This window comes from Streptosporangium sp. G12 (genome assembly GCF_052983175.1).
This window is the reverse complement of the sequence record NZ_JBRIQO010000019.1, coordinates 143,466-169,327: the sequence shown is the minus strand read 5'-3', so window position 1 is coordinate 169,327 and position 25,862 is coordinate 143,466. Positions and strand designations below refer to the sequence as shown.

Annotated in this window: 29 protein-coding genes; 17 read left to right on the top strand and 12 right to left on the bottom strand. The window is 70.2% G+C overall.

The features are described 5' to 3' along the window. Window positions 1-488 precede the first annotated feature (488 nt). Window positions 489-854: a hypothetical protein gene (locus ACVCAG_RS28015; protein WP_440086130.1), complete on the top strand. Its 366-nt coding sequence runs from the start codon at window positions 489-491 to the stop codon at window positions 852-854. 134 nt (window positions 855-988) lie between these two features. Here ACVCAG_RS28015 and ACVCAG_RS28010 read toward each other — a convergent pair whose 3' ends face one another. After that, complete coding sequence (locus ACVCAG_RS28010; RefSeq protein WP_440086131.1) at window positions 989-2,326, bottom strand: aminotransferase class I/II-fold pyridoxal phosphate-dependent enzyme; 1,338 nt, start codon at window positions 2,324-2,326, stop codon at window positions 989-991. Window positions 2,327-2,644: 318 nt separating this feature from the next. On the opposite strand from ACVCAG_RS28010, the gene ACVCAG_RS28005 reads away from it, so the two are divergent. The 3 genes from ACVCAG_RS28005 to ACVCAG_RS27995 all read left to right on the top strand — a co-directional run bounded on the left by ACVCAG_RS28005 (window position 2,645) and on the right by ACVCAG_RS27995 (window position 7,236). Continuing rightward, window positions 2,645-3,253: a TetR family transcriptional regulator gene (locus tag ACVCAG_RS28005; RefSeq protein WP_440086132.1), complete on the top strand. Its 609-nt coding sequence runs from the start codon at window positions 2,645-2,647 to the stop codon at window positions 3,251-3,253. Window positions 3,254-3,490: 237 nt separating this feature from the next. Further along, window positions 3,491-5,224 (top strand): ABC transporter ATP-binding protein, encoded by a 1,734-nt coding sequence (locus tag ACVCAG_RS28000; protein WP_447190556.1) that lies wholly within the window; start codon window positions 3,491-3,493, stop codon window positions 5,222-5,224. 101 nt (window positions 5,225-5,325) lie between these two features. After that, entirely contained in the window at window positions 5,326-7,236 is a 1,911-nt protein-coding gene (locus ACVCAG_RS27995) for an ABC transporter transmembrane domain-containing protein (protein WP_440086134.1), read from the top strand. Window positions 7,237-7,346: 110 nt separating this feature from the next. Here ACVCAG_RS27995 and ACVCAG_RS27990 read toward each other — a convergent pair whose 3' ends face one another. Continuing rightward, window positions 7,347-7,694 (bottom strand): YciI family protein, encoded by a 348-nt coding sequence (locus tag ACVCAG_RS27990; RefSeq protein WP_440086135.1) that lies wholly within the window; start codon window positions 7,692-7,694, stop codon window positions 7,347-7,349. A 199-nt stretch (window positions 7,695-7,893) separates the two neighbouring features. Here ACVCAG_RS27990 and ACVCAG_RS27985 point away from each other — a divergent pair, with 199 nt between their 5' ends. The 4 genes from ACVCAG_RS27985 (at window position 7,894) to ACVCAG_RS27970 (ending at window position 9,664) form a co-directional block, all read left to right on the top strand. After that, the gene (locus ACVCAG_RS27985) at window positions 7,894-8,205 is read left to right on the top strand and encodes an SDR family oxidoreductase (protein WP_447190555.1); all 312 of its coding nucleotides are present in this window, start codon (window positions 7,894-7,896) and stop codon (window positions 8,203-8,205) included. Beyond that, entirely contained in the window at window positions 8,139-8,690 is a 552-nt protein-coding gene (locus tag ACVCAG_RS27980; RefSeq protein ID WP_447190554.1) for a hypothetical protein, read from the top strand. Before ACVCAG_RS27985 ends, ACVCAG_RS27980 begins: the two co-directional genes overlap by 67 nt. A gap of 197 nt (window positions 8,691-8,887) precedes the next feature. Next, a complete protein-coding gene (locus ACVCAG_RS27975; protein WP_440086138.1) occupies window positions 8,888-9,337 on the top strand; it encodes a GNAT family N-acetyltransferase in 450 nt (149 codons plus the stop codon). A gap of 42 nt (window positions 9,338-9,379) precedes the next feature. Beyond that, a complete protein-coding gene (locus ACVCAG_RS27970) occupies window positions 9,380-9,664 on the top strand; it encodes a hypothetical protein (RefSeq protein ID WP_440086139.1) in 285 nt (94 codons plus the stop codon). A 1-nt stretch (window position 9,665) separates the two neighbouring features. Here ACVCAG_RS27970 and ACVCAG_RS27965 read toward each other — a convergent pair whose 3' ends face one another. Next, the gene (locus tag ACVCAG_RS27965; protein WP_440086140.1) at window positions 9,666-10,316 is read right to left on the bottom strand and encodes a MarR family transcriptional regulator; all 651 of its coding nucleotides are present in this window, start codon (window positions 10,314-10,316) and stop codon (window positions 9,666-9,668) included. 256 nt (window positions 10,317-10,572) lie between these two features. On the opposite strand from ACVCAG_RS27965, the gene ACVCAG_RS27960 reads away from it, so the two are divergent. The 3 genes from ACVCAG_RS27960 to ACVCAG_RS27950 all read left to right on the top strand — a co-directional run bounded on the left by ACVCAG_RS27960 (window position 10,573) and on the right by ACVCAG_RS27950 (window position 12,117). Next, on the top strand, window positions 10,573-11,118 hold the full coding sequence (locus ACVCAG_RS27960; protein WP_440086141.1) for a peroxidase-related enzyme: 546 nt from the start codon (window positions 10,573-10,575) through the stop codon (window positions 11,116-11,118). A gap of 121 nt (window positions 11,119-11,239) precedes the next feature. After that, window positions 11,240-11,377 carry a hypothetical protein gene (locus ACVCAG_RS27955; RefSeq protein ID WP_447190553.1) on the top strand — a complete coding sequence of 46 codons (138 nt, stop codon included), beginning with the start codon at window positions 11,240-11,242 and terminating at the stop codon, window positions 11,375-11,377. After that, the gene (locus tag ACVCAG_RS27950) at window positions 11,374-12,117 is read left to right on the top strand and encodes an MOSC domain-containing protein (protein ID WP_440086143.1); all 744 of its coding nucleotides are present in this window, start codon (window positions 11,374-11,376) and stop codon (window positions 12,115-12,117) included. Before ACVCAG_RS27955 ends, ACVCAG_RS27950 begins: the two co-directional genes overlap by 4 nt. 64 nt (window positions 12,118-12,181) lie before the next feature. On the opposite strand, the gene ACVCAG_RS27945 is transcribed toward ACVCAG_RS27950, so the two are convergent. Together ACVCAG_RS27945 and ACVCAG_RS27940 are read right to left on the bottom strand one after the other, a co-directional pair. Continuing rightward, entirely contained in the window at window positions 12,182-13,069 is an 888-nt protein-coding gene (locus tag ACVCAG_RS27945; RefSeq protein ID WP_447190552.1) for an alpha/beta fold hydrolase, read from the bottom strand. Between the two features lie 185 nt (window positions 13,070-13,254). Further along, window positions 13,255-14,271 (bottom strand): alcohol dehydrogenase catalytic domain-containing protein, encoded by a 1,017-nt coding sequence (locus tag ACVCAG_RS27940; RefSeq protein WP_447190551.1) that lies wholly within the window; start codon window positions 14,269-14,271, stop codon window positions 13,255-13,257. Window positions 14,272-14,467: 196 nt separating this feature from the next. Here ACVCAG_RS27940 and ACVCAG_RS27935 point away from each other — a divergent pair, with 196 nt between their 5' ends. Next, a complete protein-coding gene (locus ACVCAG_RS27935) occupies window positions 14,468-15,064 on the top strand; it encodes a TetR family transcriptional regulator C-terminal domain-containing protein (protein WP_447190550.1) in 597 nt (198 codons plus the stop codon). Between the two features lie 137 nt (window positions 15,065-15,201). On the opposite strand, the gene ACVCAG_RS27930 is transcribed toward ACVCAG_RS27935, so the two are convergent. Continuing rightward, window positions 15,202-17,001 carry a hypothetical protein gene (locus ACVCAG_RS27930; protein ID WP_447190549.1) on the bottom strand — a complete coding sequence of 600 codons (1,800 nt, stop codon included), beginning with the start codon at window positions 16,999-17,001 and terminating at the stop codon, window positions 15,202-15,204. A 56-nt stretch (window positions 17,002-17,057) separates the two neighbouring features. On the opposite strand from ACVCAG_RS27930, the gene ACVCAG_RS27925 reads away from it, so the two are divergent. After that, on the top strand, window positions 17,058-18,152 hold the full coding sequence (locus ACVCAG_RS27925) for an NAD-dependent protein deacetylase (RefSeq protein ID WP_447190548.1): 1,095 nt from the start codon (window positions 17,058-17,060) through the stop codon (window positions 18,150-18,152). Window positions 18,153-18,315: 163 nt separating this feature from the next. Here the strand turns inward: ACVCAG_RS27925 and ACVCAG_RS27920 are convergent, their stop codons facing one another. After that, window positions 18,316-19,041 (bottom strand): HAD family hydrolase, encoded by a 726-nt coding sequence (locus ACVCAG_RS27920; RefSeq protein ID WP_447190547.1) that lies wholly within the window; start codon window positions 19,039-19,041, stop codon window positions 18,316-18,318. 162 nt (window positions 19,042-19,203) lie between these two features. Next, window positions 19,204-20,238: an endonuclease/exonuclease/phosphatase family protein gene (locus ACVCAG_RS27915; RefSeq protein WP_447190546.1), complete on the bottom strand. Its 1,035-nt coding sequence runs from the start codon at window positions 20,236-20,238 to the stop codon at window positions 19,204-19,206. Between the two features lie 53 nt (window positions 20,239-20,291). Here ACVCAG_RS27915 and ACVCAG_RS27910 point away from each other — a divergent pair, with 53 nt between their 5' ends. Further along, window positions 20,292-21,143, top strand: a complete 852-nt coding sequence (locus ACVCAG_RS27910) for a hypothetical protein (protein WP_447190545.1) — start codon at window positions 20,292-20,294, stop codon at window positions 21,141-21,143. 98 nt (window positions 21,144-21,241) lie between these two features. On the opposite strand, the gene ACVCAG_RS27905 is transcribed toward ACVCAG_RS27910, so the two are convergent. Further along, window positions 21,242-21,700, bottom strand: a complete 459-nt coding sequence (locus ACVCAG_RS27905) for a hypothetical protein (protein WP_447190544.1) — start codon at window positions 21,698-21,700, stop codon at window positions 21,242-21,244. A 210-nt stretch (window positions 21,701-21,910) separates the two neighbouring features. After that, a complete protein-coding gene (locus ACVCAG_RS27900) occupies window positions 21,911-22,510 on the bottom strand; it encodes a cupin domain-containing protein (protein ID WP_447190543.1) in 600 nt (199 codons plus the stop codon). A gap of 76 nt (window positions 22,511-22,586) precedes the next feature. Here ACVCAG_RS27900 and ACVCAG_RS27895 point away from each other — a divergent pair, with 76 nt between their 5' ends. Together ACVCAG_RS27895 and ACVCAG_RS27890 are read left to right on the top strand one after the other, a co-directional pair. Then, the gene (locus tag ACVCAG_RS27895) at window positions 22,587-23,096 is read left to right on the top strand and encodes a MarR family winged helix-turn-helix transcriptional regulator (RefSeq protein WP_447190542.1); all 510 of its coding nucleotides are present in this window, start codon (window positions 22,587-22,589) and stop codon (window positions 23,094-23,096) included. Between the two features lie 288 nt (window positions 23,097-23,384). Next, a complete protein-coding gene (locus ACVCAG_RS27890; protein ID WP_447190541.1) occupies window positions 23,385-23,690 on the top strand; it encodes a hypothetical protein in 306 nt (101 codons plus the stop codon). Window positions 23,691-23,794: 104 nt separating this feature from the next. Here the strand turns inward: ACVCAG_RS27890 and ACVCAG_RS27885 are convergent, their stop codons facing one another. After that, window positions 23,795-24,169: a winged helix-turn-helix transcriptional regulator gene (locus ACVCAG_RS27885; protein WP_447190540.1), complete on the bottom strand. Its 375-nt coding sequence runs from the start codon at window positions 24,167-24,169 to the stop codon at window positions 23,795-23,797. Between the two features lie 97 nt (window positions 24,170-24,266). Here ACVCAG_RS27885 and ACVCAG_RS27880 point away from each other — a divergent pair, with 97 nt between their 5' ends. After that, a complete protein-coding gene (locus tag ACVCAG_RS27880) occupies window positions 24,267-24,674 on the top strand; it encodes a YybH family protein (protein ID WP_447190539.1) in 408 nt (135 codons plus the stop codon). Window positions 24,675-25,085: 411 nt separating this feature from the next. Here the strand turns inward: ACVCAG_RS27880 and ACVCAG_RS27875 are convergent, their stop codons facing one another. Beyond that, window positions 25,086-25,805, bottom strand: coding sequence for a dihydrofolate reductase family protein (locus ACVCAG_RS27875; RefSeq protein ID WP_447190538.1), 720 nt, complete (start codon window positions 25,803-25,805; stop codon window positions 25,086-25,088). Window positions 25,806-25,862: the final 57 nt, after the last annotated feature.

The window sequence follows — 25,862 nt, the reverse complement described above, 5'->3', positions numbered from 1 at the left end:
CCGATAACACGAGAGCCGGGGCACGGATGGGGAAAGAGACCTCCACAGCCGGATGAGAGCCACCCTCGGGCGGGGCCGCCCTTCGAGCGCACGCCCCGTCCGGGCAGCGGCGGCCGACCGGCCGAGCCCTCCGAAACAGAACCCTCTCGGACGGGCCTTCTGGAAAAGTCCTCCAAGGAGGGGAAGGCGGCCCTGCCGCAGAGTGATCTCATGCGACCAAGGCCATTCAGTTGCCATTTTCCTAAATGTCAGAATTTAAGACGAAATTTGTCGCCAGAGTCGAACCTGCAATTCTCGATCCGGTGTAACCTCGGCCTTTCTCTTCGGCGGCGATCCCGGACCAAGGCTTTGTCTTGTGCGGGGTGAACACCCGGATGCTCCTGAACTAGCGTTTTGTGTGACATCGATTCCATATATTTCCGGAAACCGGATTGGCGGCATGCAGGACCAGGCGGCATGCCGGACTGAAACATCAGAGACGGAGTGACATGTTCAAGCACGTTCTCACCATCGGCACATTGGCGGCCTCCGGCTTCATCGTCGCCATGACGATGCCGGTTCAGCCCGCCGGGGCGAACGCGACACCCCAGGAAGCCGCTCCGGTATCCATACTTCTGAGTGATCCGTCCCCCGGCGGTCACAGGCAGCCTCGCTCCTCGCCCGGCCGCCGGCAGCACCGCTCCTCGCCCGGCCGTCAGCAGCACCGTTTCTCGCCCGGCCGCCAGCAGCAACAACCCGAGGTCGGCCGTCAGCAGCAGCAACCCGAGGCCGGCCGCCAGGACGGCTCCTCGCCCGGCCGCCAGCACTACTCCGTGCGCGGCAATCAGTACTTCTCGCCCGGCATCCCCTTCTAGCCGAGAGGTTCCGAAGCGGGCCGGTGGCCGGTTCCGCGATGCCCGGGGGCGGCCGGCCGCCGGCCGCGCCGTCACCTCGGAACGTCCCGTCCAGGACAAACCCCTCCGAGGCAAGCCTGACCGGCCGGCCCTCCTCAGGCGGGGTTGTCCACCGTGAAGCGCACTCCGGAGAAGCGGCTCCGCCACTCGGTGACCTCCGGCGCCACGGTGCCCGGGTCGACGTTCTCGTCCAGGCCCCGGGCGACGAACGCGGCCAGCTCCGGCATGTCCGCCTCGGTCATCCCGAGCCTGACGAGTTCCGGCGTACCGACGCGCAGGCCGTTCGCGTCCCCCTCGACCGCCTCCGACGGCAGGCCGATGCCGCAGGCGAGAAGGTTGGCCTCGCGCAGCCGCCGGGCGGCCCGCTGGCCGCCGCCGTAGCGGTGGGCCAGGACGGCGAACTGGTGGGAGCGGGTACATCCGCGCTCGGCGGCGAAGACCGGGACCCCGAGGGCGAGCAGCTCGTCCGCCAGCCGCCGCGCGGTCGCGACCATCTCCCGCGCGTAGGCGGGTCCCGCGGCCTTCCAGTCGAGCATCGTCATGGCGAGCGCCGCGGTCTTGCCCGCGTCGAAGTTAGCGGTCAGTCCCGGGTAGGCGATCGCTTCGATCCGCTGGGCCAGCTCGGCGTCGTCGGTCACGATGAGGCCGCCCGCGGGACCGCCCAGGCTCTTGTACGTGCTCATGGTGATCAGGTGGGCGCCCTCGTCGAGCGGCTGCGGCCAGACCTTCCCGGCGATCATTCCGCACAGGTGGGCGGCGTCGAAGAGCACGCGGGCGCCGACCGAGTCGGCGATCTCGCGGATCCGGGCCACGGGGTGGTGGAACAGGTTGAGGCTGCCGCCGATGGTGATCAGCTTCGGCCGTACCCGCCCGGCGAGCTCCCGCAGGGCGTCGACGTCCACCGTGTAGCCGTCGGGCGTGACGGGGGCGGGAACGATCCGCAGCCCGTACAGGCCGGCCGCACCCGGCTGGTGGTGGGTGACGTGGCCGCCGATGCTCGCCGGAGGGGCGATGATCGTGTCACCGGGTTCGCAGGTGGCCATGAACGTGTAGAGGTTCGCGAGCGCCCCCGAGCCGACGCGCACCTCGGCGTAGCGCGCGCCGAAGACCTCCGCGACCAGCTCGGCGGCGACGATCTCGATCTGCTCGATCGCCTCCAGGCCCATCTCGTACTTCTCACCCGGGTAGCCCAGTGACGGCCGCGACCCGAGGTTGGCCGAGAGCAGGGCCTCGGCCCGCGGGTTCATGATGTTCGTGGCCGGGTTCAGGTTGACCGACTCCACGTCGTGGATGCGGTGGTTGTCGGCCACCAGTCTTTCGATCTCGTTCTGGACCGTGGAGGCGGCCTGGTCCGTCACGGTCTTCAGGACGGACTGGACGCGATCCTCGGTGGCGGCGGGCACCCAGGGACGGTGGGCGAGGGCACGGGGCATCGGGTGATCTCCTGGCCGACAGGCAGACGGCTGTCGCGATGACGTCACGGTGTCTGCCACACGACGTTAGATCGCCGACGAAGCCCAGCGCATCAGGTGAAAGATGGGCTTTCTAGCTGCTTTTTCCTACATTTGCCGGAAAAAGATCACTTCTTCCACAGGGGCCTCAGACGCACCTTCAGCCTCCTCCACCGGCGGCCCCGCGGCCTCGGGACAGGACGGTTTCAGGACCGCACGACAGGACCGCTTCCAGGCCGCACGACGGGACCGTTTTAAATGAGTGAGCAACTCACTCACTCATCGGATAGGATGCACGACGTGATCTCGACCTCACAGCGGGCGGCCCCCCTCCCTCCCGACGAGCGGCGCGCGGCCCTCATCGCCTCCACCCTGTCGCTCGTGCTCGCCGAGGGCCCCGACGTGAGCACCCGGCAGATCGCGCAGGCCGCGGGCGTGGCCGAAGGGACGATCTTCCGGGTCTTCACCACCAAGGACGAGCTCGTGAACGCGGCCGTCACCAGCGCCTTCGACTCCTCCCCGCTGCTGGACGAGCTGGAGGCCGTCGACCGTACGGCTCCCCTGGACGTCCGGCTCGTGGCGGCGGTCGAGATCCTGCAGCGGCGCACCGCGCGCGTCTTCCGCGTGGTGGACGCGATCGGGCTGAAAGCCGTCGAGGCCGGCCGCAACCACCAGAGCCTCTCCGAGGAGAGCGCCCTCATCCAGCAGGCGCTCACCGACCTGATCGAACCCGCCCGCGACCGGCTGCGGCTCGAACCGCACGAGGCGGCGCGCCGGCTGCACCTGCTGACCGTCGCGTTCACCCATCCCCGGCTCGTCGAGAACGATCCGGTGGCCGCCCCGGAGATCGTCTCCATGCTGCTCGACGGGGTACGCCTGCGCCCCGACGCCCCCGAGCCGCTTCCCTGACCCCGACGGCCCCGACGACTCGACGGCCCCGGCACCCCCGCCCTCCCTGCCTCGACCCGATCCCTCGCCTCGACGTCCTCCTTGACCTCAACCGAGGTTCACATCGCAGGCTGATCCCCGACCCTCCCTGGAGAAGATCCCCATGATCCCGGTTACCGGGGTGACGGGCGAGACCGGCCGGCGGCCGGACCCCCGGCACGACGCCCCTCGCCCGGCCACCCCACGTGAAGAGACCTCATGCTGACCCGCCTGCTCCGCACGTACCTGCGCCCCTACTCGTGGGTGCTGACCGCCGTGGTGGTGCTGCAACTCGTCGGCACCATCGCCTCCCTGTACCTGCCCAGCCTGAACGCCGACATCATCGACCGGGGCGTCGCCACCGGCGACACCGGCTACATCCTGTCCGCCGGCGGCTGGATGCTGCTCGTCTCCCTCGTGCAGATCGCCTGCGCGATCGCGGCGGTCTACTACGGTTCCCTCGCGGCCATGGGGTTCGGGCGGGACGTCCGCTCGGCCGTCTTCCACCAGGTCGGCGGGTTCTCCGCCAGGGAGGTCTCCCAGTTCGGGGCCCCCTCGCTGATCACCCGCGGCACCAACGACGTGCAGCAGGTCCAGATGCTCGTCGTGATGACCTGCACGATGCTGGTCGCCGCGCCGATCATGGGCGTCGGCGGCATCATCATGGCCCTGCGCCAGGACCTCGGCCTGTCCTGGCTCATGCTGGTCTGCGTCCCCGCGCTGCTGGTGTCGATCGGCCTGATCATCACCCGCATGGTCCCCCAGTTCCGCGCGATGCAGGACCGCATCGACACGGTCAACCGGGTGCTGCGCGAGCAGCTCACCGGCATCCGCGTGGTGCGCGCCTTCGTCCGCGAGCGCGAGGAGACCCGCAGGTTCGCCGAGGCCAACCAGGCGCTGACCGACACGTCGCTGCGCGTCGGACGGCTGACCGCGCTCATCTTCCCGACCGTGATACTGATCCTCAACGTCTCCAGCATCGCCGTGCTCTGGTTCGGCGCCGCGCGGGTCGACAGCGGCGAGATGCAGGTCGGCGCCCTCACCGCGTTCCTCATGTACCTGATGCAGATCCTCATGTCGATGATGATGGCCACCTTCATCTCGATGATGATCCCGCGCGCCGCGGTCTGCGCCGAGCGCATCGTCGAGGTGCTCGACACCGAGTCGTCGGTGACGCCGCCCCGCGACCCGGTACGGCAGGTGAGCGGGCGCGCCGAGCTGGAGATGCGCGACGTCGAGTTCCGCTACCCGGGGGCGGCGGCACCGGTGCTGTCCGGCATCTCCTTCCGCGCGGGCGCGGGACAGACCACCGCCGTCATCGGCAGCACGGGCTCCGGCAAGACGACGCTGATCTCCCTGATACCCCGGCTGTTCGACGCCACCTCGGGCACGGTGTCGGTCGGCGGCGTCGACATCCGCGACCTCGACCCCCAGACGCTCTGGACGCGCATCGGCCTGGTGCCGCAGAAACCGTACCTGTTCAGCGGCACCGTCGCGAGCAACCTGCGGTACGGCAACCCGGACGCGAGCGACGCGGAGCTGTGGGAGGCGCTGGAGGTCGCCCAGGCCCGCGACTTCGTCGAGGCGATGCCCGAAGGCCTGGAGGCGCCCATCACGCAGGGCGGCACGAACGTGTCCGGCGGGCAGCGGCAGCGGCTCGCCATCGCCAGGGCGCTGGTCAGCAAGCCCGAGATCTACCTGTTCGACGACTCGTTCTCGGCCCTCGACCTGGCCACCGACGCGCGGCTGCGGGCCGCCCTGCGCCCGCACACCGCCGACGCCGCCGTCGTCATCGTCGGCCAGCGGGTCTCCACCATCGCCGACGCCGACCAGATCATCGTCCTGGACGACGGCGTGATCGTCGGCCTGGGGACCCACGACGAGCTGCTGGACTCCTGCCCCACGTACCTCGAGATCGTCGAGTCCCAACTAGCCGCGGAGACCGCAGCATGAGCGACCGGCCCACGACGACCACGCGACCGCGCCCCCCGCGCCCCCCGGGCCCTCCGGCCGGAGGGCCCGGCTTCGGCCGCGGCCCCTTCGGGGGAGCCGGGATGCCCGCGGAGAAATCGATGACCTTCGGGCCGTCCGCGCGTCGGCTGATGCGGCGCCTGGATCCCGACCGCCCGAAACTCATCGTCGTGATCGCCCTCGCCGTGACCAGCGTGGTGCTGAACGTCATCGGACCGAAGATCCTCGGCCACGCGACGGACCTGATCTTCACCGGGGTGATCGGCAAGCAGCTGCCCGCCGGCACGACCCCCGAGCAGGCGATCGCCGCCGCCCGCGCGTCGGGCAACGACAACTTCGCCAACCTGCTCGCGGGGCTGGAGGACTTCGTACCGGGCCGGGGCATCGACTTCGGCGCGCTGGGCACGGTCCTGCTGTGGGTCCTGGGCATCTACGTCGCGGCGTCGGCCTTCGCCTGGATCCAGGGCTACGTGCTCAACGACGTGGTGCAGCGCACCGTGTTCCGGCTGCGCGAGGACGTCGAGGACAAGCTGAACCGGCTCCCCCTGCGGTTCTTCGACGGCCAGCCGCGCGGCGAGCTGCTCAGCCGGGTCACCAACGACATCGACAACGTGTCCCAGACCCTGCAGCAGACGATGAGCCAGCTGCTGACCTCGCTGCTGACCGTGATCGGCGTGCTGGCGATGATGTTCTTCATCTCGCCGCTGCTCGCGCTGATCGCCCTGATCACCATCCCGCTGTCGATGGTCGTCACCGCGCAGATCGCGAAGCGCTCGCAGAAGCACTTCGTGGCGCAGTGGGCCCACACCGGCACCCTGAACGCCCACATCGAGGAGGCGTTCACCGGTCACGAGCTGGTGAAGGTGTTCGGACGCCGCCCCGAGGTCGAGGAGGTGTTCAGGCAGCGGAACGAGGAGCTGTTCAAGGCCAGCTTCGGCGCCCAGTTCGTCTCCGGGATCATCATGCCGACGATGATGTTCATCGGGAACCTCAACTACGTCGCCATCGCCGTCGTCGGCGGCCTGCGGGTCGCCACCGGGTCGATGAGCCTGGGCGACGTGCAGGCGTTCATCCAGTACTCGCGGCAGTTCACCCAGCCGCTCACCCAGGTCGCCTCGATGGCCAACCTGCTGCAGTCGGGGGTGGCCTCGGCCGAGCGCGTCTTCGAGCTGCTCGACGCCGAGGAGCAGGCCCCGGACCCCGCGGTCCCGGTGCCTCCCACCGTCAGGCGGGGCCGCGTCGAGTTCGAGCACGTGTCCTTCAGCTACGACCCGGAGCAGCCCCTCATCGAGGACCTGTCCCTGGTGGCCGAGCCCGGGCACACGGTCGCGATCGTCGGCCCGACCGGCGCGGGCAAGACCACCCTGGTCAACCTCGTCATGCGCTTCTACGAGCTGGACTCGGGACGGATCACCCTCGACGGCGTCGACATCACCGCGATGCGCCGCGACGACCTGCGCTCGCACATCGGCATGGTGCTCCAGGACACCTGGCTGTTCGGCGGCACCATCCGCGAGAACATCGCCTACGGCAACCCGCGGGCCACCGAGGAGCAACTCCAGGCCGCCGCGCGCGCCACGTTCGTCGACCGGTTCGTCCGCACGCTGCCCGACGGCTACGACACCGTGATCGACGAGGAGGGGAGCAACGTCAGCGCCGGGGAGAAGCAGCTGCTGACCATCGCCCGCGCCTTCCTCGCCAACCCGTCCCTGCTCATCCTGGACGAGGCCACCAGCTCGGTCGACACCCGCACCGAGGTCCTGGTGCAGCACGCCATGGCCGCGCTCCGCTCGGACCGCACCAGCTTCGTCATCGCCCACCGGCTGTCCACCATCCGCGACGCGGACCTCATCCTGGTGATGGACGCGGGGCGCATCGTCGAGCACGGCACCCACGACGAGCTGCTCACCGCGAGGGGCGCCTACCACCGCCTGTACTCGGCGCAGTTCAGCGGCGCCGTGGTCACGGACGACGAGGAGGCCGCCGTACGCTGAACCCCGCCGCACGCCCGGCACCACCCGCACGGTGTACGCGTGCGGGTGGTGCCGGGCGTCGCGGGTGTCCGGCGCGGCCGCCGGTCATCGCCATGACCCGCCCCGGCGGTTCAGGAGGGCGCGTCCCAGACCGGCCTGACCTCGACGCCGGCACCCATCGGACAGCGCGCGGCGAGCTCCAGGGCCTCGTCCAGATCCGCGCAGTCGACGAGGTAGAAGCCCGCGAAGTCCTGCCTCCGCTCGGCGAAGGGGGCCTTCGCGACCAGCACGCCGTCATCGGAAGGGCGTAGCGTCACGGCCTCCCTCGCCGGCATCACCGCTTCGCCGGAGAAGTGGATCCCGCGCTCCTCGAGGAACCGGGCGAACGCCCGGTGCTCGTCCAGCGCGGCCCCCATCTGCTCCTCGGAGACCGAGTCCCAGTAACCCTCGGGATCGAACAGCGACAGCATGAACCTCATGTGAACCTCCTCGTACGGAGTGGCTGTGGGCTTCCGGTTCCCGCATCGTGCCAGGACACACCGACAGAACCGCCGGCCCGGGAGTGCCCGGCCGGGCCCTCTCCCCGGGCGCGTCCGGCCCTCGCCGCGTCCGCTTGACTTCAACCGAAGGTGAGGTCGCAGGCTGGCCTGGACATCCCCACCATCGAAGGAGATCCACATGATCCTGGTCACCGGAGCGACCGGCAAGGTCGGCGGGCAGGCCCTGTCCCAACTCCTCGACGCGGGCGTCGCGGTGCGCGCGCTGACCCGCGACCCCGCGTCCGCGACCCTCCCGGAGGGCGCCGAGGTCGTACGCGGCGACCTGGCCGACCCCGCCACGCTGGACGACGCCCTGGACGGGGTCGAGTCGGTGTTCCTCGTCTGGCCCACCCTCTCGGCCGACCACGCGGCGCCCGCGACCCCGTGCCGGGCGCGCCCGAGCAGGACCCGGACTCGATCCTCGGCTCCCACGCCCTCGTCGAGCGGCTGATCGAGCGGTCCGGGCTGGAGTGGACGTTCCTGCGGCCCGACGGGTTCGCCGCCAACACCCTGATGTGGGCCTCGCAGATCCGGGAGACCGGGACCGTCCGCTGGATCCACGGAGCCGCCTCCAGGGCGCTGATACACGAGGGTGACATCGCCGCCGCCGGGGTGAGCGTGCTCACCGGCACCGGCCACGCCGGGGCGAGGTACGTGCTGAGCGGCCCCGAGACCCTGACCCAGGTCGAGCAGGTGACCGTCATCGGCGAGGCCGTCGGCCGGCCGGTCCGCTGGGAGGAGCTCTCACCCGAGGTCGCGTTGCGCGGGCTGCTCGACCAGGGCTGGCCGCCCGCGGCGGCGGAGGAAATGATCGACGCGTACGCGCAGATGGTGACCTCCCCCGAGCCGGCCACCTCCACGGTGGAGGAACTCACCGGGCGGCCGGCCACCCCGTTCCGGCGGTGGGCGGCCGACCACGCCGGCGACTTCCTCTGACGCACCCCGAGCCAGGGCCCGCATGAGGTTCAGAGCATGGGATTGCCTCAGCGCCGACCATTCGGCTCGGCAGGTCACCGCTGGACGGTCACCCTCCAGGGCACCGCACGTCTCATTTCGTCCTATATGGGACGCTCTCTGCCATGCAAATGAGGAGCGGCATAGCTGATGACATTTTCCCCATCGTTGCTCTGCACGTGGACAGCTGGCGTTCGGCGTACGCGGGGATCATGCCCGACGGCTTCCTGAACGGACCCCTGGCCGACGATCGGCTGGTGTTGTGGCGGGAACGGCTGGCTTCGCCCGTACGGGGATCGGGGCTGTTCGTCGCTCGCGACGGCGATGGAGAGCTGGCCGGCTTCGTCTACCTGCTTCCGGCTCCCGGCGGGCGGATCCTCCTTGACAACCTCCACGTGCGGCCGGGGAGCACCGGTTCAGGCATCGGAACGCAACTGCTGCGGCGAGGGCTGGCATGGGCGGCGGACGAGCACCCCGGCAGGGAGGTTTATCTGGAGGTGCTCCGTGCGAACACGCGCGCCATCGCCTTTTACGAACGACACGGCGCCCGCCGCACGGACGAGCGGATGTGCCGTTTCCCGCAGGGTTTCGAACTGCCCGAGTTCGAGTACGCCTGGCCGACAACCTGATCGGCCGGGTACGTGGGCTCCAGTGGCGAGGTATGGCGATTGATGCGTCAGGACGACCTGGTCGGCGAGATCACGATCGTGGACGCGGATGGACCGTGGCTCAGCGGCCGGTTCGTTGCCGGGCCCGCGTTCCCTGACGTGGAACCGCTGTTCCAGCAGGAACTAGCGTTGCTCGACACTCTCGACGAGGACTACGAGCGGTGGGAAGCGATCTATGACGAGATCACGCGAGCGGTGCGCCTGATAGGACCTCATCGTCCGGTGACAGAGTTCCTGCTTCACATCCAGAACGGCGAGGCATGGTTCCGCTGGAGCGACGAACCGTGATCTAGGCCGTCCACGCGGAGGTGAAGCGCTGCCAGGCGAGCTGTTGTTGCTCGGGGGAGGCGTCGGCCTGCTCGGCGCAGTCCAGGCGCAGATGCCGATCCCCGAACGGTTCGTTCAGGTAGTCGCAGTGGTGAGGGTTCGCGGAGTCCGCGTGGACGTACGGCTGGAAGAAGCGGCAGGTGACGCAGATGCGTTGTGGCGGGATGTCGCCGTTCTGCTGCAACGTACGGATCAGCTTGATCAGCGACCGTAACATGGCGGTCTGTTCGCGGGAGTCGAGCGTTTCGACGGCGCCGCTCAGGAAGCCGGGCCACTCGCTCGCCCGATCCGCCGTGGTTTCGCCGGCCGGGGTGAGACGCAGGGTCACGGATCGCTTGTTCGCCCCGGGCTCCTTCACCACGAGTCCTTTGTCCACGAGCGTGCCCACGGCGTTGCTCGCGGTCGCGGCCGAGACGCCCAGGCGGGCGGCGAGGCTGCCGAGACTCGTCGGCCGCCCGCGCAGCAGCTCCAGGGCCTGCGCCTGGGTCGGTGTCACGCCCGCGGGCCCGGCCCCCTTCCATGCCCTGCTCCGGAGCACCATGCCGATCTTGGAGAGGCCGCTCGTCACGCGCCTGGCGACAGGCTCGCTGATCGCGTCGAAGCCCTCAGTCATGTTTAGCACTCCTAACTTTGGCTTGACGTGGCACCGTTCAGCATTGATAGTACTGCTAACGGTTGATTGAGCCAAGCGTTTCCAGGGCGGCCACCTGCGCGGACTCTGTTCGCCATGCCCACGTCGCGACGTTTCTGGTGCCCGGCCTCAATTACGACCGTGAGACCTCCGGTCTCGACATTCAGACGTGCGCGCAGGCAGTGCACGTTCACGGCACCTCACCCATCTTCGATGATGATGACAGGAGCACCACCCGATGTCCCGTGTCAAACTGATCGACGCTCAGGGCGCTACCGACGAGTCCAAGCCTCTGCTGGACGACATCACCGCGACATTCGGCACGACGCCGGCCATGTTCAAGGCCGTCGCCAACTCGCCGGCCGCGCTCAAGATGATGTGGGCCGGCTTCGGAGCCCTCGGCGGCGGGCGCCTGGGCGCCCGGCTCGGCGAGCAGATCGCCGTGCTCGTCGCCGACCGCAACAGCTGCGAGTACTGCCTGGCCGCCCACACCGCCCTGGGCCGCAAGGCCGGCGTCTCCGCGGAGGACATGAGCCGGGCCCAGGAGGGCCACTCGCACGACCCACGCGTCGGCGCCGCGCTCGGATTCGCCGCCAAGCTGGTGGAGGACCGCGCGCAGGTGACCGACTCCGACGTCGAAGCGCTGCGCGCGGCCGGCTTCGACGACGAGGAGATCGTGGAGCTGGTGGCGCACGTCGCGCTCAACCTCTTCACCAACTACGTCAACGTCGCACTGTCGGTCCCCGTCGACTTCCCGAAGGTCGCCCTGCGCAAGGCCGGCTGACCAGGCGGGGGCGGGCTGCGGGCGACTCGCCCGCCGCCCGCGTCCCGCCCCGTCAGCCCCTGGCGCGTACCGCTTCCCCGAAGCGGCCCAACGAAATCGGCCCGACCAAGAGGAGGCCCGTATGCACGCGGTGGTGAGCAGGCACGTCCCGTTCGAGGGCCCTGGCCCGATCACGCCGGCGCTGCCCGCGGCCGGCACCGAAGGGCGAATGCCCAGCTGGGCCGAGCACCCGCCGGCCACGGCAGGTGAGCGGTGGTGACCGCCGGACGGGTGCTGGTCGTGTCCACCGGGGTCGTGCGCCCCCTGCCCTGGCACGGACGCACCGTGGCGTCGGGCATCGGGAAGAGCCCCGTCCACGGGCCGGTCGAGGTCACCCGGCTCGGCGTGACGGGCGACGAGCAGGGGGACCGGAAACACCACGGCGGTCCGGACAAGGCGCTCCTGCTCTACCCCGTCGAGCACTATCGGGCATGGGCCCGGCGGATCGGTCACCTCACCCCGCCCGCGTTCGGGGAGAACCTCACGATCTCCGGGATCGTGGAGGACGACGCCGTGCTGGGCTCGGTCTACGCCGTCGGCACCGCCGTGCTGCAGGTGACCCAGCCGCGCAGGCCCTGCTACAAGCTGGCCGCCCACCACGGCATCGCGGGCCTGGCCGTCCTGACCCAGCGCAGCGGCAGGACCGGTTTCTACTGCCGGGTGCTGCGCCCCGGCCGGCTGGAGGCCGGTGACGGCCTCGACCTACTGTTCCGTCCCGGCCACGGCATCACCGCCGCCGAGGCGCACCGCGTGCTCAACGTCGACCGCGCCGACCGGGCTGCCGCCCGGCGCCTGCTCGACCACCCCGAGGTGCTGCCCGCCTCCTGGGTCGGGCTGCTCCGCAAGCGCCTCGACGGGCAGCTCGACGACCAGGGGGAACGCCTGCACGGCTCGGCGTCAGCCGGAGCGGCGGACACCGAGCCCGCTGTTCCGCCCGGCATGACGAAGGAGACCGCATGACCACCGACACCCGCGTCCCCGGGCGCAACCACAGGGACCCCGCGCCCACCCCGCCGCCGGCCGGCTAGGACGGCCCCGACGAGCCGCGAGCCGCGTACCGTTCCTCCCCGCCGGCGAGAACCGAGTGGAGCCTCTCGGCGAACTCGGCGGGCCGGTCCGCGAGGCCGCCCCCGTGGTCACCGGGGAAGTCCACGACGGTGGTGCCGAGACGCCCGGCCAGGGCCGCCGCCGCCCGACCTGCCACCTGTTCCCGTGACTCCACGCCACCGGCCACGACGATCCTGGTCGGCGCGGTCCGCAGTCCCGCGATGTCGGGCAGGTGGCCGATGAGCGGCAGCCACTGGTGGGCGAAGTAGAACTCGACGTTCTTCCGTATCCGGGCCGTCGTCTCCGGCGTCCCGGGACCCGGCTCCCCCTCGGGCCCCGGACCTTCCGGTTCCTCCCGGTCGCCGTCCATCTCGCCGCTCCGGATCATGGAGGCCAGCGCCGCGTCGGCCCCTTCCGCGAGGAAGGTCTCGTGGATCCTCCGCCCCTCGGCGCGATGGTGCTCGGCCTCGTCGAGCAGCTCCGTGACCGGCGGCTCGTGGGCCACCAGGGCACGGACCTGACCGGGATGCGCGGCCACCAGGTCGAGCCCGATCAGCGCGCCGCTGCTGGTGCCGAACACGTACGCGGGCTCCGAGCCGAGCGCGGCGAGCAGGTGGTGCGCGTCGTCGGCGTGGTCCGCGACGCTGCAGTCCTCGGGCGGGCCGTCGAAGACGCTGCGCGAGTTGCCGCGCGTGTCGTACGTCACGACCGTGTACCTGCCGGCGAGAAGTCCCGCCACCTCCGCGAACGCCTCGGCGTCCATCGGGCCCGCGGGGATCATCAGCAGGACGGGGCCGGAGCCCCGCACCTCGTAGTGAAGACGCGCGCCCGGCAACTTCAGGCTTTCCACCTTCGCGGGATACATCGGCTCTCCTCCGGGTGAGACGCGGCCCGCGGACGTGTGTCCCCGGCCGGGTGTCCTCGCGGCGCCCTTTCGCGGAAGGCGGAGAGGGGCACCCTTTCACACGAAGGAGTCGGAGCCCGGAACCCGATCTCGACAGCCTTTCTCTCCGCGAACGCCGTCCTTTCGAATCGAGACGCCCGCCCGGTTCACGCCGCCACGTCGAGGACGACGCGGAACCGGGCCTCACCGCTCATCATGCGTTCGTACGCCTTCGGCGCCTCCGCCAACGGCACGGTCTCGATCATCGGGCGGATACCGTGCCGCCCGCTGAAGGCGAGGTTGTCCTCGTTCTCGATCGAGCTGCCGGTGAGGCTCCCGCTGAGCGTGCGGGTCCCGAAGATGAGGTCCGCGGTGTTGACGGAGATGGGGTCGAGGGCGGCTCCGACGACCACCATGCGGCCGCGAGCCGCGAGCCCGGTGACCAGCCCTGTCATCGAGGCACCGCTCGCGGCCGTCGCGATGATCGCGGCCGCGCCCCCGAGCTCCCGCAGAGCGGCACCCGGGTCCTCGCGGGAGCTGTCGATGTAGTGGTCCGCACCCAGCTGCCTCGCCAGCGCGGCCTTGCCTGTTCCCCGGGCGACGGCGGCCACGCGGTAACCGAGCTTGGCGGCGTACTGCAGGCCGAGGTGGCCGAGACCCCCGATCCCCTGGATGGCCACCAGAGCTCCCGGGGGGCCGTCCACCTGCTGCAACGCCTTGAACGTCGTGAGACCGGCGCACAGCAGCGGCGCCGCCTCGACGGAGCTCATGCCCTCCGGAATGCGTACGAGCCCGCTTCCCCTGGCGAAGACGACCTCGGCGTAGCCGCCGTCCACGGTGGTCCCCACCTGGTGCTGGTTCGCGCAGTTGACGAAGTCACCCCTCCGGCAGGGGTCGCACTCGCCGCACTGACCGCCCAGGAACCCGACGCCCACCCGGTCCCCCACCCGCCAGCCGGTCACGCCCTCGCCCACCGCGTCGATGACGCCGACGATCTCGTGGCCGGGGACGACGGGCCGTTCCGGGTCGGCCCGGACTCCTTCGACGGCGAGGAAGTCGGTGTGACAGACCCCGCAGCTCTCGACCCGGATCCGGACCTGCCCCACGGGCGGCTGCCGGAGCTCGCGGGTCACGAGCTCGAACTTCCGCGATCCGGTCACTTCGAAGGCACGGTAGGTGGACATCGTTCTCCTCACAGGGGTTCGTGCCCGCTTCGCGACCGTGGCGGCCGGCGAAACGGTCCCGGAGGTACCCCGGGCGTTTTCAATATGACCGGTCGTCTTAAAAGTGTCAACAGCGTCATGTCGCGGTGGGCGCTGTCGCCTCCCCGGTTTGACGGCACCCAAGACGACCGGACATATTGGGGGTGAGGGGGCGACCATGGCCAGGAAGAGCATGCGCGCGGAGATCGTCGGGGCCGCGCTGGAGCAGTTCCACATCCGGGGCTACAACGCGGCCGGGGTGAAGGACATCACCGACGCGGCCGGCACGCCGAAGGGGTCCTTCTACAACCACTTCGACAGCAAGGAGGCCCTCGCCGTCGTCGCCCTGGAACACTACGGCGCGGGGCTCCGCATGGAGGATCTCGCCGACGGCGAGGTCGAACCCCTCACCCGTCTGCGCAGGCACTTCGAGTTCCTCCGCGACGAGACCGTGCGGCACGGATTCACCCGGGGATGCCTCATCGGTAACTTCGGCGCCGAGATCGCCGATCGCAGCGACGTCATCCGCACGGCCGTGCACCAGAGTTTCCAGCAGTGGACCGCCCTGATCGCGGCGACGCTCACCGAGGCCCGGCGCGCCGGATCGGTACGCCCCGATCTCGACCCTGAGGCGACGGCCCGCTTCCTTCTCGGCGCCTGGGAGGGCACCCTCGTCGTGGCCCGCGCCGACCGTTCGGCGAGCGCCTTCGACTCCTTCTTCACCGTCGCGTTCGGCACGCTGCTCGTACGGGGCGACGACCACACCGGCACATGACGGACTCCGCGAGCTCGCGACCGCACCACGTACCGGAAGCCGGCCGATCGGGTGAGGGCGGGCACCGGGCGATTCGCCCGGTGCCCGCCCGTCCCCGTCACGCCGGGCGGCCCGGAGGATTCACGACACCGGCGCCGCTATTGCGGATGGTCGTTCTCCGTCACCATCGGCGTGTCCTGGTTGATTCTGATGATCTTCGTCGGCGGTGGTGTGGCACCCGCCGGGGGGTCGGTGGCCTGGCGCTTGCCGGCGCCGGCTTGACCAGGGGGCTGCGCGGGGGGATGGACCGGAGCGTGAACCGGGGCATGGACTGGCGGAGGAGCCGGGAACAGCGTGTGAGAGAAGCCGATGATCTCCCGGATATCGACCTCCAGTTGCTTCCAGTTCACCTCCTCGTCGCCGTGGGCGCGGAGTTCGAGGGGGACGAGGCGGTATGACACGCCGCCGGCCAGGTAGTGGTCCGGTTCGTGGATCTCCTTCATCCCGCCGAAGACCCGCTCCACGGAAACGGTGGGCACGCCGGGAAGGAGCAGCGCGCTGTTCAAAAACGCGCCCACCGTCAGCCGGTTCACCTCCGATATCGCAGTGTCCTCATCTTCCTCGGGATTGCATGTCGTCAGGGTTTCCAGGTCACGTATCGGGCCGCCGTCGGGACCGTTCTCGCTCCCCTCGGGCGCGCCGGCCTCGAACAGGTCCCCGGGTGATTCCCTACCGGTCGGCGCGGCACTGATCGCCCTGCCCTCAAGCGCCGGGACGAGCGCGTCATCCAGAATCGACCACGGGAATCCGAATTTCGGGTCCTGCTGTTCCTGGTAGACCTTCTTGTACGAGGGCAGGAATCCCGCCAGGTTCTGCCATTCGTTCAGAGCCTGGTCGACATAGTCGCGATTGAGAGTGATATCGCGTGCGCTCGCCCTCAATTCCGAGAGATCCCAGGCGTCCTCCGGGTCATCGGAATTCTTGGCCTCGGCCGCCGCGATGTCGGCCAGGATCGTGGCGAGGTCGGCCTCGGCGTCGGCGTACCGCTGCTCCCTGTGCCGCTGCGCGCTCGCGACCTGCACGGCGACGAACGCATTCAGATCCTTCAGCTCCGCGTCGTCCGTGTCCGCGAGCAGGGTGGCGAACGCCTGTTCCTTGAGGAACCACTGCACCTGTTCGGGGAGCGTCTTCGCCACCTCTCGCAAAGGGACGCGCGACAGCGCGACGGCCTTGTTCTTGATCTGTCCCGCACCCTCCACGTACGAGTGATCGATGATCGCGGCGACCTGGGTGTACACCAGGGCGACGAATCCGCGGAGCGTGGTGCGCTCCTCCTCCGTCACGGTGATCTGCCTTCGCCCGGCCCACTGGGTGAACATGATCTCGGCCGCGGTCCCGGCATGTGCCGCGCGAACACAGCTGATCTTGGCGAAGGGGCGTTTGCCCACCGCGCGCGCCTTCTGCCCGATCCAACGCAGGGCTTCGTCGAGCTTGCCGATCGGAACCCCGACCGTATAGTGCACGAAAAGGTTTTCCACCCCTTTGTCGGACACCATGTAGACCTTCTTTTTGGGTCCCGCGATCCTGAGGTCGGATTCGACGAAAGCTCCGGCACCATTGGTTCGGGTCACCCAGAAACCGAGTTTCTGCAACGACAGTAGTTTTACCAGGGAGGTCCTCCCCTTCGGGGAGTACAGCACGTCGGCGACCCCTCTGAGTCCGGCCAGCAAGGGACCGACCGGGTCACCCGGCGCCAACTGGTCGAACGGGTCGGTGACGAACTCGACGTTCGAGTAGTCGATGGATTCACCGCTGTCTTTCACCTCGTCCGCGTCGCGGGCGTCGGTCAGGAGCCGGAACCGGCCTTCCTTGAAACCGGCGAGCAATTCGTCGCCGTCGAACATCCCTCCGTCGGCGTTGGTGACGCGCCTGTCCAGTTCGATCTCGAATCCCATCACGCCGTCACAGTAATCCCGGCCGCGAACAATGCCCATGACGCCATTGACTCGTTCCAATGACAGTTTCCGGCAAGGTTCTCACCTCCTCGATACGGATGCCCGCCAAGACGCGCGTGCCGTTCCCTCCCGCGCGGTACGAGGGGTGGAGCCCCGAGCACGGTGATCGGTCAAGCGAGGTCGGCACGATCACCACCACCGGGTCCACGGACCGGGCACCCGTACGGGGCCGCCTGGACGGTGGGCGGCGGGCAGGACCCGAGGCCGCCCCGCCCGTGCGGGTGGGGCAGCATGGAGGGGTGAGCGACGGTACGAGCACGCTGGCGGGACTGCTGGCCGAGGGTGACGTTGTGGTGCTGAGCGGCGCCGGGATATCGACGGAGTCGGGGATCCCCGACTATCGAGGACCGGGCGGCACCCTGACCCGGCACACCCCCATGACCTACCAGACGTTCACCGGCGACCCGGTGGCCAGGCGGCGCTACTGGGCCCGAAGTTACATCGGGTGGCGGGCGATGACCCGGGCCGCGCCGAACAGCGGCCACCACGCGGTCGCGTCCCTCCAGCGGCGGGGCCTGGTGTCCGGAATCGTGACGCAGAACGTCGACGGCCTGCACCAGGCGGGCGGCGCCCGTTCCGTCATCGAGCTGCACGGCAACCTGCGGGACGTGGTCTGCCTGGACTGCGGCCACTCCAGCCCGCGCGAGGAGCTGGACCGTCGCCTGACCCAGGCGAACCCGCGGTTCGGCGCCCGGCCCACCGCGATCAACCCGGACGGTGACGTCGAGCTGCCGGACGAGGAGATCGACGATTTCCAGGTGGTCGGGTGCCGGGCGTGCGAGGAGGGCATGCTGAAGCCCGACGTCGTCTTCTTCGGGGAGACCGTCCCGGCGGAGCGGGTGCGCGAGTGCTACGCGCTCGTGGAGGGCGCGCGCCTGCTCCTGGTCCTCGGGTCGTCGCTGACGGTGATGTCGGGCCGCCGGTTCGTGCTGCACGCCGCGAAACTCGGCATCCCCGTGGCGATCGTGAACCAGGGCCCGACCCGAGGCGACGACTACGCGGCCCTCACCGTCGACGCCCCCCTGGGCACCGTCCTTCCGGAACTGGTCCGTCTCATCGACACCGGGGCGGTGTCCACCGGCTCGCCGCACTGATCCGGTCCCCGCGTGACCCCGGCTTGACCCCGCGTGGCTCCGGCTCGTCCCGTACAGGACTGACCGGTTCCCCCGCCGGCTCCCCGGCCGGGGGACCGAGCCGGGCAGGCCCCTCGGAAGCAGGCCGGTGGTCGGTGGTGCGGGCCGTTACGGCCGTCTCGGTCTAACGGTCGCCGCTCGCCCGGTCCGGCACGCCCAGCACGGACCGTACGACGGCGTCGGTGTCGGCGAGATCCCCCAGCACCAGCTCCGGACCGGCCTCGCCCAGGACGCTCGCGTCGTTGAAGCCGGTGGCCACCGCGATCACCCTCGCTCCGCCCTCATGACCGGCGCGGACGTCGTTCGGCGTGTCGCCGATCAGCACGGTGTTGCGCGCGGTGAAGGGCTCCCCGTACTTGCCGGCGGCGCGCCGCTGCGCGAGGGCCACCAGCGCGGCGCGGTCCTCGTGGTCGGTGCCGTACGCGCCCACCTCGAAGTCCACGAAGCCCTCCAGCCCGAACACGGTGAGCTTGCCGATCGAGACCGGCTCGGTGTTGCCGGTGAGCACCGACTGCACCACGTCCCGGCGTTCCGCCAGCGCCGCGAGCGCCTCACGCGCTCCGGACAGGGCCCGGCCGCGTTCCCGCATGACGGCCTCGCGCACGACGAACGCCTCGGCGAGGGCGACGTAGAAGGAGTCGAGGAGCCGGTCCGACACCTCGACGTCGTGCGCCTGGAAGATCTCGGTGATGATCGCCCGCTCGGTCCGCCCGGCCACCTGCACCGAGTGCTCCATCCGGCGGCCGGTGGTGGCGTGCAACGCGTGGTCGTAGGTGTCGGCGGTGACACCGCCGGCGTCGATCAGCGTGTGGTCGATGTCCCACAGCACGAGCGTTCTCGGGGAGCTCACCGCCCGAGCATAACCAAGCCCGGATCGCCGAGGCCTGACGGCCCGGCCTCCCGGAAGGGCGCGGATCCCGTCACCGGCGGGGCCGGAGCCCGAAGCGAACGGCGTGAACGGCATGAACGGCGTGAACGGGGTGAACGGCATCGACACGGCCTCTCGCGGGCGTCAGAGATCGACGCGGGCGACGAGCGGCAGGTGGTCGCTGCCGGTGGCGGGCAGGGTCCAGGCCGCGACGGGGATCGCCGTACGGGTCATGACGTGGTCGATCCGGGCGAGAGGGAGGGCGGCGGGCCAGCTGAAACCGAACCCCCTCCGCGTCGAGACCATCCGGGAGGTGAGCGGGGCCAGGCCACGGTCGTCGAGGGTGCCGTTGAGGTCGCCCAGCAGGACGACCCTGTCCAGCTTCTCCGAGGCGACGGCCGCCCCCAGCTTGGCGGCGCTCTCGTCCCTGCGGCCTGACCCGAAACCGTCCGGCGGCCGGATGCGGATCGAGGGAAGGTGGGCGACGTACACGGCCACGTCCCCGTGCGGCGTCCGCGCGGTGACCCGCAGCCCGCGGTTCCAGTCGAGCCCGACGCCCGCGGGCCTGATGTCCACCGGCCGCGGGTCCGCCAGGGGATACCTGGACCAGAGGCCGACGGTGCCCGCGACCGCGCGGTGGGGGTGGCCGGACGCGAGGGCGTTCTCGTAGACGGGCCGGACGGCGGGCGTCAGCTCCTCCAGGGCGACGAGGTCGGCCCCGGCCCGTACCAGGGCCAGCGCGGTCCCCTCATGGTCGGGATTCTCCTCGCCGACGTTGTGCTGGAGCACGGTCAGGTCGCCCCCCGCCGCCCGGTCGGCGGGCAACGCCCGCCCGCCGAACACCACGGCCCAGACCGCCGCGGGCAGCACCAGGGACACCGTCGCGAGGGCCGAGCGGCGCAGCAGCGCCAGACCCAGCAGCACCGGAACGGCCAGGCCGGCCCAGGGCAGGAAGGTCTCCAGCAGGCTGCCGAGATTGCCCACGGTGTTGGGCACCACGGCGGGGAACGCCGTCAGCCCCGCCACCAGCACGCCGGCCGACGCGAGAACCCACCCGCGCGGCCGTGACTTCGAAGGCTCGCCGGAGCTTCCGTCCGGCGTGTCCCGTCCCCACGCCCGGCGCCCTGCACGACGGGCGCGCTTCCCCTCGCCGTCGGTCTTCCGATCTTCGACGCTCATACACCCGACCGTACGATCATCGCGGCGGCCCTGGGGGCCTCGATAATCTTCGGATGCTGCGATTACTCCTGACGCTCCTGATGGTGACCCTGCTTCTCAGCAGCGGCCACCTCCTCGTCGGACAGTTCACCTTCGATGACCACGCCGCCCGCGCCGTCTGGACCTGGCGGACCAGCGGCGCGGCGGAGATCTGGCGCGACGGCTTCGTCCCGACGGAGGACCTGAGCCAGATGCCGCACGACGTGGAGGAGCAGATCTCGAGTGACGAGGAGTACGGCTTCGCCGTGGCCGGCCCGCTCCCCGCGATTCCCGAGGAGGCGCGGATTCACTGGGATGACGGCTCCACCATGCGGGTCCCCGTGATCGGCGCACGTCAGGCGCTGATCGCACTGTCCCCCTTCGAGATGGAGGCTTCCGTCCGGGACGATCTGGCATACAAGATGACCGCCGCCATCTTCACGACCATGCGCCTGCGGACCCTGCGCGGCATGGCCACCGTCCCGGCGTGGCGGCTGTACTTCTCCAACCTGCCCGGCCCGATCGATCACGTCGCGGTCGACCGGGCCACGCTCGGCACCGTCGAGGACGCGGTCGGTGACCACCTGGCTCCCGACTTCCGCGGTTTCGAGGTGCTCGACGAGCGCACGCTGCGGGTGAGCTACCTCTATGGCGTCTGCGACAGCCGAGATACGCCGACCGTGCACCTGCGGACCGACGAGCGGCCCGACGTCGTGGTCCTCGGAATCGAGATTCGCGAGCGCAGGAACGGCCTGTGCGCGGGCGTCGGCGCATCCGGCGAGGGCGTCGTCCGGCTCCGGGAACCGCTGGGCGGCCGGGTGGTGCTCGATGCGAAGAGCCGGCTTCCCATCTGCCTCCATTGGTCGGGCCCTTGCCACGCCGGGTGACCTGGGGCGCGTCCTGGTACCGACCGCCGCCATCCGGCACGACCGGGCCACCGCCCGGCCCGCCACCCGATCACCGATCGGGCTCGGGGCTCACTCGTCTAACCGGCTGACAGCCGCCCGGCGAGCCGGTCCAGGCCCTGCCTGATCATCTGCCCGTACCCGTCGTCACCGAGTGCGCCAACGGCGGCACGCCCGCGTTCGAGGTGGTCGCGCGCCCGGTCGAGGTCGCCGAACCTGCGGTAGGCGTCACCCAGGTTGAGGTGCAGGGAAGGGTAGAAACCGCTCACGGGACCGGCGACACCCGCCTGCTGAGCCCGCTCGTCGGTGACCAGGTCGGCAGCCTCCAGGGCGCGCAGATCCCAGAGCAGTTCCTCCTTCACCTCGTCCTGGACGTCGGCCATCCAGTGAGCGAGAGCGCACCGGTGCAGGGGGTCGCCCGTCACACCGATCTCCTCCCACAGCTCGGAGAACAGCTTCCGGGCGGCCTCTCGTTCACCCCGCCGGCCCAGCTCGACACCTTGGCCGATCCTGGCCATCGTCACGTCGGGCTCGGTCATGCGGTCTCCTCGGCAGTCCTCGGCAAAAGGGCAACAGTGATCGGCGACTGTAACGGCCACCACCGACACAAACGCGACCCGCCTCGGCATCGTCGCGCATGGCGCGCGCCCACGAGCTTGGCGGCGCCACCGATCAGCGACGAGACCGCCGGCACGATCGACGGGATGTGCCGTCACCTCCACCGTGCGTTTCCCTCCGTGGCACGCATGTCAGGGACGGGGACCGCGCCGTGATGGGGGTGACGGAGTCGCGTCGCGATGGGGTGGCGAAGCCGTGTCGTGGTGGGTCGGCAGGGTGAGGAGACGGTCCCGCGCCCGGCCGTCACGGAAGCGGCGCCAGACCGGACTGTCGTGGAAGTGGTTGTCGAAGCGGTCCTGTGAGCCGAGGATCTCCTGTGGGCTCGCCTCCCCGCGGCGCACGCGGTCTCCCAGCCGGAAGTAGTCGAATCGCTCGGCTCCCGGCTTGAAGATCAGCATGTCCACGCCGGTGTGCGCGGGGGTGCTGAACGCGTGCGGGGTCCGGGGCGGCACGAGCAGGAAGTCGCCGGTCTCGACCGTGACGACCTGGTCGCCGGTGAGGACGTGCAGGCCGCCGTCGACGATGTAAAAGATCTCCGGCGCCCCGTTGTGGTAGTGCGGCGGTGGCCCGTCCGTGTCCTTCCCGATCTTGGTGCGGATCGCGCTGACCAGCCTGCCCGTCGTCTCGGCGTCCGCCAGCAGTTCCATCGTGTTCGGCGGGTCGCCGAGGATCTCGGCCTCGCCCGCCCGCACCAGCACCGGCCGGCCGTGGCTGGAATCGGTCTCTGTCACTCGGCGCTCCTCAAAACTAGTTCGTGATCGGATAGTACGACTGCTAACTATCTTCTGTCGAATAGAATCCGATGACATGACAGGAGAGGCCGACACCGGCCCGGGAGACGCGATCGACGCGATCCTCGACCAGTGGCGGCGCGAACGCCCCGATCTGGATCTCTCGGCCATGGACGTCCTCGGCCGCCTGGCGTTGCTCACCCGCGTCGTGGAGACGCAGGTGGACGGCATGCTCGCCCGTCACGGTCTCGGACGCGGGGAGTTCGACGTGCTCGCCGCGCTCCGCCGCTCCGGCCCGCCGTACTCGCTGATCCCCTCGGAGTTGTCGGCGACCCTGATGATGTCGCGTGCGGGCATGACCAGCCGGCTGGACCGGCTGGAGACCGCCGGCCTGGTCGAGCGGAGTCTCGACCCCGCCGACCGCCGCAGCTTCCGGGTCACGCTGACCGGCGAAGGCCGGCGGATCATCGACGCCACGCTCACCGACCACGCGGCGACCCTGAAGCGCCTGGTCTCCGGCCTTGCCCCGGAGGATGTCGCCGCGCTGACCCGAATCCTCCGCGCCATGATGGACACCGCTACCTGAGGCTCCCGGATGCGGCCCCGACCACGTCCGGCACTCAGCTCAGACGGACAAATTCAGCGTGGCCGTTCCGGGGTGCCCGGCGGGACGGACCGATGCTCCAACGAGTCTGGGAGGTGTCGGTCCTCATGTCATCGGCACGGTAGCGGCCAGGTCGTCGCTCATCGCGGTGAAGACGACCGGGATCGACGCAACGACCGCCGCAGTGGCGTGACGAAGTTTTCCGTACCGTCCGCAGGACATGACGCCCCTTGTGGGCAGGGAAAGGTGGATGCGGAAAGGAGACAGACCATGCGGGCACGTGGCGAACCCTCGGTCGCGGCTTCCGGTGAATGGAAGGACGAGGACGGCACGCGGTTGCCGGCGGGTGAGGCTCACGCCTGGCGGCCGGGAACCAACCAGACGTTGTGCGGCCTGGCTCTGAGCCGGTCGCGGCTGCGGCGGTTCCACCACGTTCCGTGGACGGACGTGTTCCCCGAGTCAGGCGGTGCCGCCGAGGAGATACGGCGGGTCTGCCCCAAATGCCGGGCGGCGGCCGGGGGCCATTCCGGTCGCGGCTGGAGCAAGACCTGGCACCGCGAGTCTCCCCGCCCCTGAAGCGGTTTTGCAATGGAAGTCGCTCGGCCGAGCGAGCGTGCCATGGGCGGTCACGGTCGTTCCTCCAGGAGCAGACCGGCGAGGGCGACGGCGATCAAAGCGATTCACGTGCCTGGCGGCCGGTGCCGCGCACCCCAGTCCCACATCGCCTGGAGGACGGGGCCGAGGTCACGCCCGTGGGAGGTGAGGCTGTAGCGCACCCGGGGCGGCCAGTCGGGCCGGCGGTGGCGATCGAGCACGCCTGCCGCGGTCAGGTGCGCCAGCCGATCGGACAGCACCTTGTCCGACAGCGCGGGCAGCGCCTGGCGAAGCTCGCTGAACGTACGGTCGCCCCGCAGCAGCTCACGAATGAGCAGGGTCGTCCAGCGCCCGTGCAGGGTCGCCAGAGTGATCTCCACCGGGCATGACGGGGTGGGTTCGGTGACGCTCGCGCGAGGGTCGTCGGGCAGGCCCGGGAAACCAACCGTTTGGTGAGCCACGAAGGCACCTCCTAGCGTTGCCGCGTCTGACTGGTTTCTACCTGACCGCGATGTCTACCTGACCGCGATTTCTACCCGACCGGAAGGAAACAGGTCGATGATGCGACAGCTGGCCGAACGCCCCGAGGACGTGCCCGCGGTCTTCGCCGAGCGCTTCAACCACGGTGACGCGGAGGCGGTGGCGGAGGTCTACGAAAGCGGAGCCGTGTTCGTCCCGGAGCCGGGCTCACCGCTGACCGGACAGCAGATCGACGCCGCCAACGGCCGGTTCCTGGCCCTGGGACTGCCGATCACCGTCCGGCCACGGCACGTCTACACCACGGGCGACCTCGCCCTGCTGATCGTCGACTGGGTCATCGACGGCACGTCCCGCGACGGCCGGCCCGTGCACATCCAGGGCACCGCGACCGACGTCGCCCGACGCGGGCAGGACGGGTACTGGAGGTACGCCATCGACAACCCCTTCGGCGTACGGGCGGAAACCGGCGGCCAGGAAAGTCCCTGACGGTCGTCGCCGGTCGTTCACCCCGCCAGGCGACGTGCGAAATCAACCGGCTCCGGCAGGCGCAGCACCCGCTCGTCCTGGTTCCACCCCCCGCCCCTCACGCATGGCCCGGACCGTCTTGCCCAGCTCATGGGCGAGACGCGTGGCCTCGTAAGCCTCAGCCGCACCCGGCTCGGCCATCCGGCGATCTCTGAGCTCCTGCCAGCTCTCTCGCTCACTCATATCGCTTCTTCTTCCTCGTCGACGGTATGCGCCAGTCGGACACAGCGACGCGTGGCCCGGAGAGCCCGAACTCGAAAGGGGCGCCCACCGCGGATCCCACGACGGCGCCGACGGCCCGCCGAGTACGGCTCATCCCGGCAGCCTATGACCACCGGTACGCCAGGAAGGCGTGCTGATCGATCTGGAGGGTTACGGGGCGTTCATTCCGCTGCCACTACCGCGGTCGTCGAGGACGAGGGCGGCCCGCCCGTTGACGGTGTAGCGGATGTGCGTGACCTCGGGGGTGTGGATCACCCTGGTGGGCGTGAGCTCGATCGCCTCCTTCTCCGCGAGGTCGAGACCGAGGCCCGCACCAAGGTCGGCGTCGAGCAGGCGCATCCCCCTGCCGAGCACGGTCGGGACGATGTGCAGTTCCAGTTCGTCCAGCAGACCGGCCTGGATGACCTGGCGCAGCAGGGTGCCCCCTCCGGCGACCGCCACGTTCTTGTCCCCCGCGGCGGCGCGTGCCTGCTCCACGGCACTGGCGATGCCGTCGGTCACGTAGGTGAAGCTCGTCCCGCCCTGACGCACCAAGGTCTCGCGGGGGCGGTGGGTCACGACGAACACCGGCGCGCGAAACGGCGGCTCGTCACCCCAGGGGACCTCGCCTCCGTCCGCCATGTTCCGACCCATGACGTAGGCCCCGGCGGCCTCGAACGTCTCGGCCATGATGTCGGAGTTGACGTCCCGTTCGCCGCCCGCGAAGCCCTGCCGTTCACGCCAGGCCGCGGCGTCGATCACCCACCGGGTGACCCGGAAGAAGCCCGCGGCCTCCGCCGACTCCAGCCAGTCCCTCGCCTCGCCGCTGTGTCGCGGGCCGGCGTAGTGGCCGTCGAGTGAGACCGACATCTGTGCCGTCACCTTTGTCATGTCGCTTCGCTCCTGTTCCGGCGGCCCCCTGAATGGGACCCGCTCGGTAGGGAGTCG

What these genes read in the sequence shown, in the direction of transcription:
- ACVCAG_RS27935 (WP_447190550.1), top strand. Translation starts at nt 14,468, where the DNA reads ATGGCCAGGAAGAGCATGCGCGCGGAGATCGTCGGGGCCGCGCTGGAG.
- ACVCAG_RS27915 (WP_447190546.1), bottom strand. Translation starts at nt 20,238, where the DNA reads ATGAGCGTCGAAGATCGGAAGACCGACGGCGAGGGGAAGCGCGCCCGT.
- ACVCAG_RS27960 (WP_440086141.1), top strand. Translation starts at nt 10,573, where the DNA reads ATGTCCCGTGTCAAACTGATCGACGCTCAGGGCGCTACCGACGAGTCC.
- ACVCAG_RS27925 (WP_447190548.1), top strand. Translation starts at nt 17,058, where the DNA reads ATGACAGTTTCCGGCAAGGTTCTCACCTCCTCGATACGGATGCCCGCC.
- ACVCAG_RS28010 (WP_440086131.1), bottom strand. Translation starts at nt 2,326, where the DNA reads ATGCCCCGTGCCCTCGCCCACCGTCCCTGGGTGCCCGCCGCCACCGAG.
- ACVCAG_RS27995 (WP_440086134.1), top strand. Translation starts at nt 5,326, where the DNA reads ATGCCCGCGGAGAAATCGATGACCTTCGGGCCGTCCGCGCGTCGGCTG.
- ACVCAG_RS27880 (WP_447190539.1), top strand. Translation starts at nt 24,267, where the DNA reads ATGATGCGACAGCTGGCCGAACGCCCCGAGGACGTGCCCGCGGTCTTC.
- ACVCAG_RS27905 (WP_447190544.1), bottom strand. Translation starts at nt 21,700, where the DNA reads ATGACCGAGCCCGACGTGACGATGGCCAGGATCGGCCAAGGTGTCGAG.
- ACVCAG_RS27985 (WP_447190555.1), top strand. Translation starts at nt 7,894, where the DNA reads ATGATCCTGGTCACCGGAGCGACCGGCAAGGTCGGCGGGCAGGCCCTG.
- ACVCAG_RS27895 (WP_447190542.1), top strand. Translation starts at nt 22,587, where the DNA reads ATGACAGGAGAGGCCGACACCGGCCCGGGAGACGCGATCGACGCGATC.
- ACVCAG_RS28015 (WP_440086130.1), top strand. Translation starts at nt 489, where the DNA reads ATGTTCAAGCACGTTCTCACCATCGGCACATTGGCGGCCTCCGGCTTC.
- ACVCAG_RS27940 (WP_447190551.1), bottom strand. Translation starts at nt 14,271, where the DNA reads ATGTCCACCTACCGTGCCTTCGAAGTGACCGGATCGCGGAAGTTCGAG.
- ACVCAG_RS27990 (WP_440086135.1), bottom strand. Translation starts at nt 7,694, where the DNA reads ATGAGGTTCATGCTGTCGCTGTTCGATCCCGAGGGTTACTGGGACTCG.
- ACVCAG_RS27890 (WP_447190541.1), top strand. Translation starts at nt 23,385, where the DNA reads ATGCGGGCACGTGGCGAACCCTCGGTCGCGGCTTCCGGTGAATGGAAG.
- ACVCAG_RS28000 (WP_447190556.1), top strand. Translation starts at nt 3,491, where the DNA reads ATGCTGACCCGCCTGCTCCGCACGTACCTGCGCCCCTACTCGTGGGTG.
- ACVCAG_RS27945 (WP_447190552.1), bottom strand. Translation starts at nt 13,069, where the DNA reads ATGTATCCCGCGAAGGTGGAAAGCCTGAAGTTGCCGGGCGCGCGTCTT.
- ACVCAG_RS27910 (WP_447190545.1), top strand. Translation starts at nt 20,292, where the DNA reads ATGCTGCGATTACTCCTGACGCTCCTGATGGTGACCCTGCTTCTCAGC.
- ACVCAG_RS27970 (WP_440086139.1), top strand. Translation starts at nt 9,380, where the DNA reads ATGCGTCAGGACGACCTGGTCGGCGAGATCACGATCGTGGACGCGGAT.
- ACVCAG_RS27955 (WP_447190553.1), top strand. Translation starts at nt 11,240, where the DNA reads ATGCACGCGGTGGTGAGCAGGCACGTCCCGTTCGAGGGCCCTGGCCCG.
- ACVCAG_RS27875 (WP_447190538.1), bottom strand. Translation starts at nt 25,805, where the DNA reads ATGACAAAGGTGACGGCACAGATGTCGGTCTCACTCGACGGCCACTAC.
- ACVCAG_RS27965 (WP_440086140.1), bottom strand. Translation starts at nt 10,316, where the DNA reads ATGACTGAGGGCTTCGACGCGATCAGCGAGCCTGTCGCCAGGCGCGTG.